Raw genomic sequence first — 13,228 nt, forward strand, 5'->3', positions numbered from 1 at the left:
CGCCATGCCCGTGCTTTCACTTTCTCAAACCGTGCAGGCCATCGCCAGCGGCGAGCGCAGCGCCGCCGAGGTGCTGGAGACCTGCATCGCCCGCATCGAGGCCACCGACGCCCGCGTGAACGCCTTCACCGGCACGCGCTTCGACGCCGCCCGCGCGCAAGCGGCGCAGGTGGACGCCCGGCGCGCGCGCGGCGAAGCCCTGGGGCCGCTGGCCGGTGTGCCGTTCGCGGTGAAGAACCTGTTCGACATCGCCGGCGAGGTGACGCTGGCCGGATCCAAGGTGAACCGGTCCCGCCCGCCCGCGACCGACGACGCGGTGCTGGTGCAGCGCCTGCAGGCCGCGGGCGCGGTGCTGGTGGGCTCGCTCAACATGGACGAGTTCGCCTACGGCTTCACCACCGAAAACACCCACTACGGCCCGACGCGCAACCCGCACAACCTGGACTGCACGGCCGGCGGGTCTTCGGGCGGTTCGGGCGCGGCGGTGGCCGCCGGCCAGGTGCCGCTGACGCTGGGTTCGGACACCAACGGCTCGATCCGCGTGCCTTCGTCGTTCTGTGGCATCTGGGGCCTCAAGCCCACCTTTGGGCGGCTCTCGCGGCGCGGCAGCTTCCCCTTCGTGCACAGCATCGACCACCTCGGCCCCTTCGCCGACGACCTGCCGGGCCTGGCCCTGGCCTACGACGCTCTGCAGGGCCCCGACCCGCTGGACCCGGGCTGCTTCGCGACCGCGTTGGAGCCCACCACCGGCTCGCTCGCCCAGGGCGTGGAGGGCCTGCGCGTGGGCGTGCTCGGGGGCTACTTCGAAGCGATGGCCACGCCCGCGGCGCGCGAAGCAGTGGCCCTGGCGGCCGACGCGCTGGGCGCTCACACCGCCGTGCAACGCGGTGTCGAATGGCCCGACGCCGCCGCTGCGCGTGCCGCGGCCTTCATCGTCACCGCCAGCGAAGGCGGGCAACTGCACATGGACAGCCTGCGCACGCGGGCCGAAGACCACGAGCCGCTGTCGGTGGACCGCCTCATCGCGGGTGCGCTGCAACCGGCGGCCTGGTATGTGCGCGCCCAGCGCTTCCGCCGCCGCTACCGCGACCAGGTCAATGCCCTGTTCCGCGACTGGGACGTGCTGATCGCGCCCGCCACGCCGTTGGCCGCGCCGGCCATCGGCAGCGAGTGGGTCTACATCAACGGCCAGCGCCTGCCGTGTCGGCCCTCCATCGGGCTGCTCACGCAACCGGTGTCGTTCTCCGGCTGCCCGGTGGTGACAGCGCCCCTGTGGCCCGGCGGCACCGGCGGCCTGCCGATTGGCGTGCAACTGATTGCCGCGCCCTGGCGCGAAGACCTGGTGCTGCGCGCCGGCTGGGCGCTGGCGCAGTCGGGCGTGGCCCAAGTGAAGGAGACCTCCCTGTGATCATCAATGAGCCTGATGTGTTGGCCGAAGTGACGGCCGTCTTCGAGCGCTACGAAACCGCCCTGGTGGGCAACGACGTGGCCGTGCTCGATGAGCTGTTCTGGAACAGCCCGCACACGCTGCGCTATGGCGCCACCGAAAACCTGTACGGCTACGACGCCATCCGCGACTTCCGCGCCGGCCGTCCCTCGGCCGGGCTGGCGCGCACGCTGGGCAAGACCGTCATCACCACCTACGGCCGCGACTTCGCCACCGCCAACACCGAGTTCTTCCGCGCCGGCAGCGACCGCACCGGCCGTCAGAGCCAGACCTGGATGCGCACGCCGGAGGGCTGGCGCGTGGTCGCTGCCCACGTGAGCCTGCTGGCTTGATTTTTTTGTTCCCCACCCACTCCCACCACCCCAACAGGAGCCTTCCCATGAGCCACTTCATCTCCAATCGCCGCGATTCGATCAAGACCCTGGCCGCGCTCGGCGCCGCGGCCAGCAGCCCCTTCGCCTTCGCGCAGAAGCCCATCACCGTGGGCGTGATCTACGTGGGCCCGCGCGACGACTACGGCTACAACCAGGCCCAGGCCGAAGCCGCGGCCATGCTCAAGAAGATGCCGGGCGTGAAGGTGGTGGAGGAGGAGAACGTGCCCGAGACCGCGGCCGTGCAGCGCACCATGACCGGCATGATCGCGCAGGACGGGGCGAGCCTGGTCTTCCCCACGTCCTTCGGCTACTTCGATCCGCACATGCTGGCGGTGGCCGCCAAGCACCCCGATGTGCGCTTCGCCCATTGCGGTGGCATGTGGACCGAAGGCAAGCACCCGAAGAACACCGCCAGCTTCTTCGGCTACATCGACGAGTGCCAGTACCTCAACGGTGTCATTGCCGGGCACATGAGCAAGAGCAAGAAGATCGGCTTCATCGCCGCCAAGCCGATTCCGCAGGTGCTGCGCAACATCAACGCCTTCACCATGGGCGCGCGCTCGGTCGACCCGAAGATCACCTGCAGCGTGATCTTCACCGGCGACTGGTCGATGCCGGTCAAGGAGGCTGAGGCCACCAACAGCCTGGCCGACCAGGGCGTGGACGTGTTCACCATGCACGTGGACGGCCCCAAGGTGATCGTGGAGACCGCGGCCAAGCGCGGCAAGATGGTCTGTGGCTACCACGCCAGCCAGGCCAAGCTCGCGCCCCAGGCCTACCTCACGGGCGCCGAGTGGAACTGGCTGACCGCCTACACCACCTTCATCGAGGCGGCGCGCAGCGGCAAGCCGCACCCCAACTTCGTGCGCGGCGGGCTGAAGGACGGCTTCGTGAAGATGTCGGCCTACGGCCCCGCGGTCACCGACGCGGCCAAAAAGCAGGCCGACGGCGTGAAGGCGCAGATGATGGCCGGCAGCTTCGACATCTTCAAGGGCCCGCTCAAGGACAACAAGGGCGCCACCATCATCCCGGCCGGCAAGGCGTTCAAGCAGACCGACCTGGAGCTGGAGAAGATGAACTACCTGGTCGAAGGCGTGATCGGCTCCGTCTGAAGGCTCCGTGGCCATGCGCAACGTTCTCCTTCCCGTCGGCGCCATCGCCGTGGCCCTGCTGCTGTTCGGCTTCATCGTCTCGTTTGCGGGGGTGAGCCCGGTCGAGGTCTGGGTGCTGCTGTTCAAGGGGGCCTTCGGCGACTGGTACTCGTGGCAGAACACGCTGCAGCGCGCCGCGCCGCTGATGTTGGCCGCGTTGTGCGTGGCGATTCCGGCGCGCGCCGGGCTGGTGGTGATCGGCGGCGAGGGCGCGCTGGTGCTGGGCGGCCTGGCCTGCGCGGCGCTGGCGCACGCGGTGCCGCTGCCGTCCAGTCTGCCGGGCACGGTGGCGATCTGCATGGCCGGGGCGCTGGCCGGCGGGCTGTGGGTGGCGCTCGCGGGCTGGCTGCGCCAGTACCGCGGCATCAACGAGACCATCAGCAGCCTGCTGCTGGCCTACGTGGCCATCGGCCTGTTCAAGCACCTCGTGGAAGGGCCGCTGCGCGACCCGGCCAGCCTGAACAAGCCGTCCACGCCCGCCCTCGATGAGGGCCTGCTCATCGGCACCATCGCCGGCTCCGACGTGCACTGGGGCCTGGTGATTGGGGTGGTGGTGTGCGTGGTGGCGGGGCTGTGGCTGCGCCTGACACCTTCGGGTTTTGCGGTGCGCGTGGTCGGCGGCAACCCGCGCGCGGCTCAGCTGGTGGGCCTGCCCGCCACGCGGCTGGTGGTGCTGGCCTGCGCGCTCGGCGGCGCGGCCGCCGGACTGGCCGGGGCCATCGAAGTGGCTGCCGTGCACACCAGCGCCAACGCCGCGCTGATCGCGGGTTACGGCTACGCCGGCATCCTGGTCTCGTTCATGGCGCGGCACCACCCGCTGGCGGTGATCCCGGTGGCCATCCTGTTCGGTGGTTTCGGTGCCGCCGGCAGCCTGCTGCAGCGCCGCCTGGGCCTGCCCGATGCGTCGGTGCTGTTGCTGCAGGGCATCGCCTTCGTGCTGATCCTGGCCAGCGAAGCGCTGCGCGACACCGACTGGAAGGCCTGGTTCGCCAAGCTCACCCGTGTCCCCTCGGTTGAGCCGGCGCCACAAGGAGAGAGAGCATGACCGCCGATCAAATGATCATCTTCCTCTCCGGCATCGTCGGCGGCGCGTTGCGTGTGGGCGTGCCCTTTCTGTTCGTGAGCCTGGGCGAGTGCCTGACCGAGAAGTCGGGTCGCATCAACCTGGGCCTCGAAGGCGTGCTGGTGCTCTCGGCCATGACGGCCTTCGGCGCCTCGTACCTCAGCGGATCGCCCTGGCTGGGCGTGCTGGCCGGGGCCGTGGCCGGTGCGCTGCTGGCCACGCTGCACGGCCTGCTGTGCTCGCTGCCGCGGGTCAACGACGTCGCCACCGGCATCGCGCTCATGCTGCTCGGCATGGGCCTGGCCTTCTACCTTGGCAAGCCGCTGATCCAGCCGCAGGCGCCGCAGCTGCCCGCGCTGTCGCTGGGCGGCTGGAGCGACTCGCCCGCGGTGCGCGCGGCGCTGGAGGTCAACGCGCTGTTGCCGCTCGGTCTGCTCATGGCCGTCCTGTTGTGGTGGGCGTTTGCGAACACGCGCCTGGGCCTGCTGGTGCGGCTGGCCGGTGATTCGGCCAATGCCACGCGCGCGCTGGGCTATTCGGTCTCGGGCATCCGCATCGCCGCCACCGCGGCGGGCGGCTTTATCGCCGGGCTGGGCGGCGCCTCGCTCACGCTGTTCTACCCCGGCAGCTGGAACGAGGGCATCTCCAGCGGCCAGGGCCTGATCGCCGTGGCGCTGGTGATCTTCGCGCGCTGGAGCCCGCTGCGCTGTGTGGGTGCGGCGTTGCTGTTCGGTGGCGCGGGGGCCATCGGCCCGGCGCTGCAGTCGGTCGGCATCGGCTGGGGCTACCACCTCTTCAACATCGTTCCGTACGTGCTCACGCTGCTGATCCTGGTGCTCACCTGCCGCCCCGGCGTGGTGGTGCCGGGCAGCCCGGGCGAACTGTCCTCAACACGCTAGGAGAAACACCATGAGCGGACTCGGCGGTCTCAACAAATCGAAGCACGGCGTGGTCGTGGGCCTGGTGCAGCTGCAGCTGCCGGTGGTGGAAACGCCCGCGCAACTGGCGGCGCAGGCGCAGCGCATCTGCGAGCTGGTGGGCAAGGCGCGGCGCAACCAGGGCACCATGGACCTGGTGGTGTTCCCCGAGTACGCGCTGCACGGCCTCTCCATGAGCACGGCGCCCGAGCTCATGGTGTCGCTGGACGGCCCGGAGGTCGCGGCGTTCAAGCAGGCTTGTGTGGACCACCGCATCTGGGGCTGCTTCTCCATCATGGAGGCCAACCCCGGCGGCAATCCGTACAACAGCGGGCTGATCATTGACGACACCGGCGCCATCCGCCTCTACTACCGCAAGCTGCACCCCTGGGTGCCGGTGGAGCCCTGGGAACCCGGCAACCTGGGCGTGCCGGTGTGCGATGGGCCCAATGGCAGCAAGCTCTCGCTCATCATCTGCCACGACGGCATGTTTCCCGAGATGGCGCGCGAGGCGGCCTACAAGGGCGCCGAGATCATCCTGCGCACCGCCGGCTACACCGCGCCCATCCGCCACGCCTGGAAGATCACCAACCAGGCCAACGCCTTCCAGAACCTGGCCATCACCGCCAGCGTGTGCCTGTGCGGCAGCGACGGCAGCTTCGACTCCATGGGCGAGGGCATGTTCTGCAGCTTCGATGGCACCGTGATCGCCGAGGGCGGCGGGCGGGTGGACGAGATCATCACCGCCGAACTGCGGCCCGACCTGGTGCGCGAGGCGCGCCAGGGCTGGGGCGTGGAAAACAACATCTACCAGCTCTACCACCGGGGTTATGTGGCGGTGAAGGGCGGGGCGCAGGACTGCCCCTACACCTACATGCACGACATGGCTGCCGGCACCTACCAGCTGCCCTGGAAGGTGGACGTGACCGACGGCACGCCCTGCGGGTTCGATGCCCCGACGCGCCAGTACAAAGGTCCCGAGGCCCATCCCCTGGTGCCCGACGCCGCCGTGCTGCCCTTCAAGAAAGTCGCCTGACCCATGGAACGCTTCATCGACGCCAACCCCTACGCCTGGCCCTACAACGGCGACCTGCGGCCTGAGAACACGGCGCTGATCGTGATCGACATGCAGGCCGACTTCTGCGGCATCGGCGGCTATGTGGACCAGATGGGCTACGACATCTCGCTCACGCGCGCGCCCATCGCGCCGCTGCAGACGCTGATGGCCGCCATGCGCGGGGCCGGCTACACGGTCATGCACACCCGCGAAGGCCACCGGCCCGACCTCTCGGACCTGCCGGCCAACAAACGCTGGCGCTCGCGCCAGATTGGCACCAACGGCGTGGGCATCGGTGACGACGGGCCCTGCGGGCGCATCCTGGTGCGCGGCGAGCCGGGCTGGGAGATCATTCCTGAACTCGCGCCGCTGCCGGGCGAGGTGGTGATCGACAAGCCGGGCAAAGGGTCGTTCTACGCCACCGACCTCGAACTGCTGCTGCGCACGCGCGGCATCAGCAACCTCCTGCTCGCCGGCATCACCACCGACGTCTGCGTGCACACCACCATGCGCGACGCCAACGACCGGGGCTTCGAGTGCCTGCTGCTGTCGGACTGCACCGCCGCCACCGACCGGGGCAACCACGAGGCCGCGCTGAAGATGATCACCATGCAGGGCGGGGTGTTCGGCGCGCACGCTCCTTCAACCGCTGTACTGGACGCTTTGACATGAACGACAACGCCCCCATCGGCGGTCTGCCGCCCGGCACCGGTGCGCTGGCACTGGACACCTACGACATGGGCATGCGCTTCGGCAGCTTCCAGGCGCTGCAGGGTGTGAACATGAAGGTCGCCCCGGGCACGGTGCACGCCCTGCTGGGCGAGAACGGCGCCGGCAAGAGCACGCTGGTGAAGTGCGTGGCGGGTTTCCAGCGGCCCACCAGCGGCAGCATCCTGATCGACGGGCGCGAACAGTCCATTCCCAACCCGGTGGTGGCGCGCGCGCTGGGCATCGGCATGGTCTACCAGCACTTCACGCTGGCGCCGGGCATGACGGTGGCCGAGAACCTGCTGCTGGCCGGTGGCCAGACGCCGGGCGTCATCGACTGGAAGCGCCAGCGCGTCGACCTGGCGCAGTTCCTCAAGACCACGCCGTTCCAGCTCGACCTGGACGCGCGCCCGCAGGAGCTGGCAGCCGGCGAAAAGCAGAAGCTGGAACTGCTCAAGCAGCTCTATCTGAAACCGCGCCTGCTGATCCTGGACGAGCCCACCTCGGTGCTCACGCCGCAGGAGGCCGACGAGGTGCTGGGCCATGTGCGCGAGTTCGCACGCAGCGGCCAGTGCACGGTGCTGATCATCACGCACAAGTTCCGCGAGGTGATGGCCTACGCCGACGACGTGACGGTGCTGCGCCGCGGTCAGGCGGTGCACCACTGCGCCGTGGCGGACACCACGCCGGCGCTGCTGGCGCAGGCCATGGTGGGTGGCGCGGCGGAGGGCGCGGAACCCACCGCGGTTGCCGCTGCAGTCCAGGACGACACCCCGGCCGGCGGCGAGGTGTCGCTGGCGGTTGATGGCCTGCAGGTGATGGGCGACCGCGGCACGCTGGCCGTGCAGGACCTGAGCCTGGCCGTGGCCCGCGGAGAAATCCTGGGCGTGGCCGGCGTGTCGGGCAACGGCCAGCGCGAGCTGGTGGAGGCGCTGGTGGGGCAGCGGCCGCGCTCGGCCGGCACGGTGTCGGTGCAGGGCCAGCCCTACGCCGCCCGGCGCGAGGAGAACCACCGCCTGAAGGTGCGCAGCCTGCCCGAAGAGCCGCTGCGCAACGCCTGCGTGGGCGATCTCTCGGTGGCCGAAAACATGGCGCTGCGCGACTTCGACCGCCCGCCGCTGTGCAGCGGGGGGCGCCTGCGCTTTGGCCAGTGGCGCAGCCGCGCACGCGAATGGATCGCCGGCTACGGCATCAAGACACAGGGCGAAGACGCGCCGATCCGCAGCCTCTCGGGCGGTAACGTGCAGCGCGCGGTGTTGGCGCGCGAACTGCACGGCGACATCAACGTGCTGATCGCGGCCAACCCGGTGTTCGGCCTGGACTTCGCGGCGGTCAAGGAAATCCACACCCGGCTGCGCGGTGTGCGCAACCAGGGCGGGGCGGTGCTGCTGATCAGCGAGGACCTGGACGAACTGATGGAGCTGGCTGACCGCATCGTGGTGATGAGCGAAGGCCGCATCGTGTTCGAGACACCGGCTGCGAGCGCCGATCGCCATGAAATCGGTGCCCACATGGGCGGAGGACATTGACATGCAGATTCCCGCCCAACCCTTTCCCTACCAGTTCGACCTGGCGCACACTGCGCTGGTGATCATCGACATGCAGCGCGACTTCATCGAGCCCGGCGGCTTTGGCGAAACGCTGGGCAACGACGTGTCGCTGCTCGCTGCCATCGTGCCGGCCTGCCAGGCGGTGCTGCAGGCCTGGCGCGGCGCCGGTGGCCTGGTGGTGCACACGCGCGAGGCGCACCAGCCCGACCTCTCGGACTGCCCCCCGGCCAAGCGCCTGCGCGGCAACCCCGCACTGCGCATCGGGGACGAAGGGCCGATGGGCCGCATCCTGGTGGCGGGCGAGCCGGGCAACCAGATCATTCCCGAGCTGGCGCCGGTGGATGGCGAGATCGTGATCGACAAGCCGGGCAAGGGCGCCTTCTACGCCACCGGGCTGCACGAGATGCTGCAGGACCACGGCATCAGCCACCTGCTGTTCATGGGCGTGACCACCGAGGTCTGCGTGCAGACCAGCATGCGCGAAGCCAACGACCGGGGCTACGACGGCCTGCTGCTGGAAGACTGCACCGAGAGCTACTTCCCGCACTTCAAGGCGGCCACGCTGGACATGCTGCGCGCCCAGGGCGGCATCGTGGGCTGGACCGCACCGAGTTCGGCTGTGTTGACCGCCATCAGGCCGGCAGCCGGTGACGCTGCTAGAGTTTCTCCGTGAGCAACACCACCGCGACCGTCCACCCCATCGAACCCGTTTCTTCGCAGCCCTCGCGCGCCGAAGAGGTCTACGCGCAGCTCAAGCGGGACATCGCCGATTTCCGGCTGGTGCCCGGCGACCGCTTCAGCGAACACGACATCTGCAACCGCCTGGCGGTCTCGCGCACGCCGGTGCGCCAGGCCCTGTTCCGCTTGCAGCAGGAAGGTCTGGTGGAGGTGATGTTCCGCAGCGGCTGGCGCGTGCTGCCGTTCGACTTTGACCGCTTCGACCAGCTCTACGACCTGCGCATGGTGCTGGAGACCGCCGCCGCGCAGCGCCTGTGCCAGCAGGCCTCGACCGAATCGTCGCCCTTGCTGGAGGGCCTGAAGGAGCGCTGGCTGGTACCGGTGGGCGAACGCAGCAGCGACGCCGCACAGGTGGCGGCCTGGGACGAGGCCTTCCACGAGACCCTGGTGCAGGCCGCGGGCAACCCCGAAATGGCGCGCGTGCACCACGAGGTGACCGAGCGCATCCGCATCATCCGGCGGCTGGACTTCCTCAAGCAGATGCGCATCGACGCGACCTACGAGGAACACGCCAAGATCCTGCGCGCCATCCTGGCGCGCAAGGCCGATCGCGCCGAGTTGCTGCTGCGCTCGCACATCCAGTCCAGCCAGGTGGAGGTGCGCAAGATCACGCTGCACCAGGTGTTTCTTGCCCGCCAGGCGGTGGCGGGCTGACCTGTGTGGTCCGGCTGCTGCTGGGCAGGCCGCGCACAATCGCCCGATGTCTGCTCCATCCACCCAGTCCCTCTCCGGTTCCGCTTTTGCCACCCTGCTGCTCATCGCTTTCATGATGGGCGCCAACCACGTCGCGGCGCGGCTGGCCTTTGACCACGGGGTGACCGTGTCCACCGCGGTGCTTTTCCGCAGCGGCGTCACGGCCCTGGTGGTCTGGCTGATCGTGCGCATGGCGGGGGTGCCGGTGAACCTGACCGCAGGGCAGAAGAAGGCGCTGCTGAAGATCGGCCTGCTGATCAGCGTGCAAAGCCTGTGCCTGTATTCGGCTGTGGCGCGCCTGCCGGTGGCGCTGGCGCTGCTGGCGTTCAACACCTACCCGCTGTGGACGGCGCTGTGGGCGCGCACGCTCAAGGCCGAGCGGGTAGAGCCCGCCCTGCTGCGCGCCATGCCGGTGCTGCTGCTGGGGCTGGCACTGGCCCTGGATGTGGCGGGCGCGGCGTCGGGGCTGGGGGCTGCGGCGCACTGGGGTCGCATCGGCGCCGGGGTGGCGTTCGCGCTGGCGGCCGCGGCCTCGTTCGGTCTGGCGCTGGTGTACACGCAGCACGAGACACCGGGGCTGGACGGGCGCGTGCGTACCGCGGCCACCATGGCCATCGTGGCACTGGCGGCGCTGGCCGGTGTGGCGGGGCAGGGTGGATGGTCGCTGCCGCAGGCACCGGCCGGCTGGTGGGGCCTGCTGGGGCTGACCGTGCTCTACGGCACCGCCTTCACCATCATGTTCACCGTGCTGCCCAAGCTGGGCGTGGTGGGCGGCTCGCCCATCATGAATGTGGAGCCGATCTTTGCGCTGCTGCTGGCCTGGGCGGTGCTGGGGCAGCAGGTGGCGCCGGTGCAGGTGCTGGGCGGCGTGCTGGTGGTGGCCACCGTGATGTGGCTGGGGCTGCGCCGCCGTTAGTGGCGGCGCTTGTGGGGCCTATTCGTCGCCGTCATTGTCGAGAGAGGCGCTCCAGCGGTCGTTCCATTCGGCTGGTGGCTTCTGCCAGGCGTCGAGTTCGCGGCGGTCGCGTTTGCTCGGTCGGCCCTGGGTGATGCTGTCGGCCGGTTCGGGCGCCAGGCGCCGCCGCTCGGCCGCGGCCTGGCGCTGCGCCACCGACTCGGCGGTCTCTTCGTACAGCAGGGCCGCGGCCGTGGCCGGGCCGCGCACACCGCTGAGCGCCCTGACGACCAGGGTGCGCTGCACGCTGCCGCTGCGAAGCTCGACCACATCGCCGATGCGCACATCACGCGCCGGCTTCACTGGGGCGCCGTTGACCCGCACGCGACCCTTGTCGATCTCTTCGGCGCTGAGCGAGCGGGTCTTGTAGAAGCGCGCGGCCCAGAGCCACTTGTCCAGCCGGACCCGGCCGCCTTCGGGCGTGTTACTGGCCATGAGCGGCCACCGTTTCCTGATGCGCCAGGGGCAGGCGCACTGTGGCGTCCAACCCACTGACGCGTCCTCGTACCACGCGGTTTTCCAGCTCGATGCTGCCGCCCAGCGACTGCACGATGCCGTGGCAGATGGCCAGCCCCAGGCCCGATCCGGCGCCCGAGGGGCGCGCGCCGTGGTCGGTGGCGAAGGGCTGGAACAGGCGCTCGCGCAGGTGGTCGGAAATGCCCGGCCCGCTGTCGCTGATGGACAGCGCGGCGGTGCGCTCGTCGCAGACCATGCCCACCGCCAGGCGCGATTCGGGTGGGCAGTGCTTGATGGCGTTGTGCAGCAGGTTGCGCCCGAGTTCGCGCAGCGCCCATTCGTGCGAGCGCACCGGGGCGCTGCACACGTCCAGCGAAAAATCCAGTCCGCGGTCGGCGATCAGCGGGGCCAGGTCCAGCGCGACGGCGCGCACCACCTCGCCCCAGTCGACCACGGGCGCGTCCCGGTCCTGGCGCAGCTGTTCGACCTTGGCCAGGGCCAGCATCTGGTTGGCCAGTTCGGTCGCGCGGTCGACGGTGTGGCCGATCTCGTCCAGCGCCTGCAGCGGGGGCACGTCGCCGCGCCGGGCCGACTGCACCTGGGTCTTGAGCACGGCCAGCGGGGTGCGCAGCTGGTGCGAGGTATCGCGCACGAAGCGCTTCTGGTGGTCCAGCAGCTGCGACAGGCGCTGCATGTGCTGGTTGGTCGCCTCCAGCAGGGGCAGCAGCTCGCGCGGGGCGCTGTTGGTGGGCAGGGGCGAAAGGTCGTTCTCGCTGCGGTGGGCCAGCGCATGGCTGATGGAGCGCACCGGACGGGTGGCGCGCTGCACCACCAGCACCACCACCAGCACGATCACCACCACCAGCGCCGCCTGGCGCCACAGGGTGTCGATCAGGATCTGCCGCGCCAGCGTCTGGCGCAGCTCCAGGGTCTCGGCCACCTGGATGGTGGCCATGCCCTGGCCGGCTTCGCCCGCCACTGGCTGCAGCAGAACGGCCATGCGGACGGGCGCACCCTGGTACACGTCGTCGTAGAAGTGCACAAGGGCGGCGTAGATCTTCTGGTCGGGCAGGCGCGTTCTGGGCGGGGGCAGGTTTTCAAAGCCCGAGACCATCTCGCCGCGGAACCCGCTGACGCGGTAGAAGAGCCGGCTGCGGTTGTCGGCCTCGAAGGCCTCCAGTGCGGAATAGAGCAGGGACGAGCGCACGCTGGCCTGGTCACCGTTGCGCACCACCTCCAGCTGTTCGCCCAGCGACTTGGCGGTGGCCAGCAGGGTGCGGTCGTAGGCGGTGTCGGCACCCGCCAGCGCCTGCCGGTAGAGCACCACGGTGTTGATGATCACAAAGCCGAACAGCGGCAGCAGGATGCCCAGCAGCAGCGTGCGGCGCAGCGACAGCGGTGCGCTCAAGGCGGGTTCCTCAAGCAGCCGCTTTCAGCAGGTAGCCCAGCCCGCGCAGCGTCACCAGCTGGGCACCGGTGTGGCCGATCTTCTTGCGCAGCCGGTAGGCCACCACCTCGATGGCTTCGGGCTGCACATGGGCCTCGCCGGGGAACACCAGCTCGAACAGGCGCTCCTTGGTGATGGCCTGACCAGGCTGGGAGAGCACGGCGCGCAGCAGGGCCAGTTCGCGCGGGGCCAGCTCCAGCGGCTCGCCGTCGTGGTAGACCGCGCCGCTGTCGCGGTCGATCTGCATGCCGCACCAGCCGGCGCTGCGCGCGGGCAGATGGCCCGGGCTGTCGGTGGCGTCGGCCGAGCGGCGCACCAGGGCGCGCACGCGGGCCTCCAGCTCGTCGAGGTCAAACGGTTTGGGCAGGTAGTCGTCGGCGCCGGTGTTCAGCCCGATGATGCGGTCGCCCACGGTGCCGCGCGCGGTGAGGATGATCACCGGCGTCTTCAGGCCTTCGGCGCGCGCATCGCCCAGCACCTGCAGGCCGTCGCGCCCCGGCAAGCTCAGGTCGAGCAACACGACGTCGGGCAGGCTGGAGCGCCACAGCGACAGGGCCTTGTCGCCGTCGCCGCAGGTGAGCACCTGCATGCCGCGGCGTTCCAGCGTGCGCTGCAGGGTGGCCTGCATGGTGGGGTTGTCTTCGACCAGAAGCAGTTTCATGCGGACAGAGG

General features: G+C 69.9%; 14 protein-coding genes. 11 read left to right on the forward strand and 3 right to left on the reverse strand.

The genetic code is table 11. The features are described from left to right. Positions 1-4: 4 nt before the first annotated feature. The 11 genes from ACFOPI_RS18980 to ACFOPI_RS19030 are packed head-to-tail and all read left to right on the forward strand — an operon-like array spanning position 5 to position 10,614. The gene (locus ACFOPI_RS18980) at positions 5-1,408 is read left to right on the forward strand and encodes an AtzE family amidohydrolase (protein WP_382177362.1); all 1,404 of its coding nucleotides are present in this window, start codon (positions 5-7) and stop codon (positions 1,406-1,408) included. Further along, the gene (gene hpxZ, locus ACFOPI_RS18985) at positions 1,405-1,779 is read left to right on the forward strand and encodes an oxalurate catabolism protein HpxZ (protein WP_382177364.1); all 375 of its coding nucleotides are present in this window, start codon (positions 1,405-1,407) and stop codon (positions 1,777-1,779) included. Before ACFOPI_RS18980 ends, hpxZ begins: the two co-directional genes overlap by 4 nt. Positions 1,780-1,826: 47 nt before the next feature. Beyond that, positions 1,827-2,933, forward strand: a complete 1,107-nt coding sequence (locus tag ACFOPI_RS18990; protein WP_382177366.1) for a BMP family ABC transporter substrate-binding protein — start codon at positions 1,827-1,829, stop codon at positions 2,931-2,933. A 13-nt stretch (positions 2,934-2,946) separates the two neighbouring features. Further along, positions 2,947-4,017, forward strand: coding sequence for an ABC transporter permease (locus ACFOPI_RS18995; RefSeq protein ID WP_382177368.1), 1,071 nt, complete (start codon positions 2,947-2,949; stop codon positions 4,015-4,017). Further along, positions 4,014-4,934: an ABC transporter permease gene (locus ACFOPI_RS19000; protein WP_382177370.1), complete on the forward strand. Its 921-nt coding sequence runs from the start codon at positions 4,014-4,016 to the stop codon at positions 4,932-4,934. The genes ACFOPI_RS18995 and ACFOPI_RS19000 overlap by 4 nt, the downstream gene beginning before the upstream one ends. A 10-nt stretch (positions 4,935-4,944) precedes the next feature. Then, entirely contained in the window at positions 4,945-5,988 is a 1,044-nt protein-coding gene (locus ACFOPI_RS19005; RefSeq protein WP_382177372.1) for a formamidase, read from the forward strand. Between the two features lie 3 nt (positions 5,989-5,991). Further along, a complete protein-coding gene (gene biuH, locus ACFOPI_RS19010) occupies positions 5,992-6,681 on the forward strand; it encodes a biuret amidohydrolase (RefSeq protein ID WP_382177375.1) in 690 nt (229 codons plus the stop codon). Continuing rightward, the gene (locus tag ACFOPI_RS19015; protein WP_382177378.1) at positions 6,678-8,246 is read left to right on the forward strand and encodes an ABC transporter ATP-binding protein; all 1,569 of its coding nucleotides are present in this window, start codon (positions 6,678-6,680) and stop codon (positions 8,244-8,246) included. The genes biuH and ACFOPI_RS19015 overlap by 4 nt, the downstream gene beginning before the upstream one ends. Before the next feature lies 1 nt (position 8,247). Beyond that, positions 8,248-8,940 carry a cysteine hydrolase family protein gene (locus ACFOPI_RS19020; RefSeq protein WP_382177380.1) on the forward strand — a complete coding sequence of 231 codons (693 nt, stop codon included), beginning with the start codon at positions 8,248-8,250 and terminating at the stop codon, positions 8,938-8,940. Continuing rightward, complete coding sequence (locus ACFOPI_RS19025) at positions 8,937-9,659, forward strand: GntR family transcriptional regulator (protein ID WP_382177382.1); 723 nt, start codon at positions 8,937-8,939, stop codon at positions 9,657-9,659. Before ACFOPI_RS19020 ends, ACFOPI_RS19025 begins: the two co-directional genes overlap by 4 nt. A 46-nt stretch (positions 9,660-9,705) precedes the next feature. Beyond that, the gene (locus tag ACFOPI_RS19030) at positions 9,706-10,614 is read left to right on the forward strand and encodes an EamA family transporter (protein WP_382177384.1); all 909 of its coding nucleotides are present in this window, start codon (positions 9,706-9,708) and stop codon (positions 10,612-10,614) included. Between the two features lie 18 nt (positions 10,615-10,632). Here the strand turns inward: ACFOPI_RS19030 and ACFOPI_RS19035 are convergent, their stop codons facing one another. Genes ACFOPI_RS19035 through ACFOPI_RS19045 form a run of 3 tightly spaced genes read right to left on the reverse strand, consistent with a single transcriptional unit; the run spans position 10,633 to position 13,217 of the window. Beyond that, positions 10,633-11,088 carry an RNA-binding S4 domain-containing protein gene (locus ACFOPI_RS19035; RefSeq protein WP_382177387.1) on the reverse strand — a complete coding sequence of 152 codons (456 nt, stop codon included), beginning with the start codon at positions 11,086-11,088 and terminating at the stop codon, positions 10,633-10,635. Next, positions 11,078-12,517 (reverse strand): sensor histidine kinase, encoded by a 1,440-nt coding sequence (locus tag ACFOPI_RS19040; protein ID WP_382177389.1) that lies wholly within the window; start codon positions 12,515-12,517, stop codon positions 11,078-11,080. The genes ACFOPI_RS19035 and ACFOPI_RS19040 overlap by 11 nt, the downstream gene beginning before the upstream one ends. A 10-nt stretch (positions 12,518-12,527) precedes the next feature. Further along, complete coding sequence (locus tag ACFOPI_RS19045) at positions 12,528-13,217, reverse strand: response regulator transcription factor (RefSeq protein ID WP_382177392.1); 690 nt, start codon at positions 13,215-13,217, stop codon at positions 12,528-12,530. Positions 13,218-13,228: the final 11 nt, after the last annotated feature.

Origin of the sequence: Hydrogenophaga luteola, assembly GCF_042648585.1 — a bacterium.
In the GTDB taxonomy this organism is placed as follows: domain Bacteria; phylum Pseudomonadota; class Gammaproteobacteria; order Burkholderiales; family Burkholderiaceae_C; genus Hydrogenophaga; species Hydrogenophaga luteola.

Excerpts from the sequence above, each read along its gene's own strand:
- ACFOPI_RS19030 (WP_382177384.1), top strand. The coding sequence starts at position 9,706 with ATGTCTGCTCCATCCACCCAGTCCCTCTCCGGTTCCGCTTTTGCCACC.
- ACFOPI_RS19015 (WP_382177378.1), top strand. The coding sequence starts at position 6,678 with ATGAACGACAACGCCCCCATCGGCGGTCTGCCGCCCGGCACCGGTGCG.
- ACFOPI_RS19005 (WP_382177372.1), top strand. The coding sequence starts at position 4,945 with ATGAGCGGACTCGGCGGTCTCAACAAATCGAAGCACGGCGTGGTCGTG.
- ACFOPI_RS18995 (WP_382177368.1), top strand. The coding sequence starts at position 2,947 with ATGCGCAACGTTCTCCTTCCCGTCGGCGCCATCGCCGTGGCCCTGCTG.
- ACFOPI_RS19020 (WP_382177380.1), top strand. The coding sequence starts at position 8,248 with ATGCAGATTCCCGCCCAACCCTTTCCCTACCAGTTCGACCTGGCGCAC.
- ACFOPI_RS18980 (WP_382177362.1), top strand. The coding sequence starts at position 5 with ATGCCCGTGCTTTCACTTTCTCAAACCGTGCAGGCCATCGCCAGCGGC.
- ACFOPI_RS19035 (WP_382177387.1), bottom strand. The coding sequence starts at position 11,088 with ATGGCCAGTAACACGCCCGAAGGCGGCCGGGTCCGGCTGGACAAGTGG.
- ACFOPI_RS19045 (WP_382177392.1), bottom strand. The coding sequence starts at position 13,217 with ATGAAACTGCTTCTGGTCGAAGACAACCCCACCATGCAGGCCACCCTG.
- biuH (WP_382177375.1), top strand. The coding sequence starts at position 5,992 with ATGGAACGCTTCATCGACGCCAACCCCTACGCCTGGCCCTACAACGGC.
- ACFOPI_RS19000 (WP_382177370.1), top strand. The coding sequence starts at position 4,014 with ATGACCGCCGATCAAATGATCATCTTCCTCTCCGGCATCGTCGGCGGC.
- ACFOPI_RS18990 (WP_382177366.1), top strand. The coding sequence starts at position 1,827 with ATGAGCCACTTCATCTCCAATCGCCGCGATTCGATCAAGACCCTGGCC.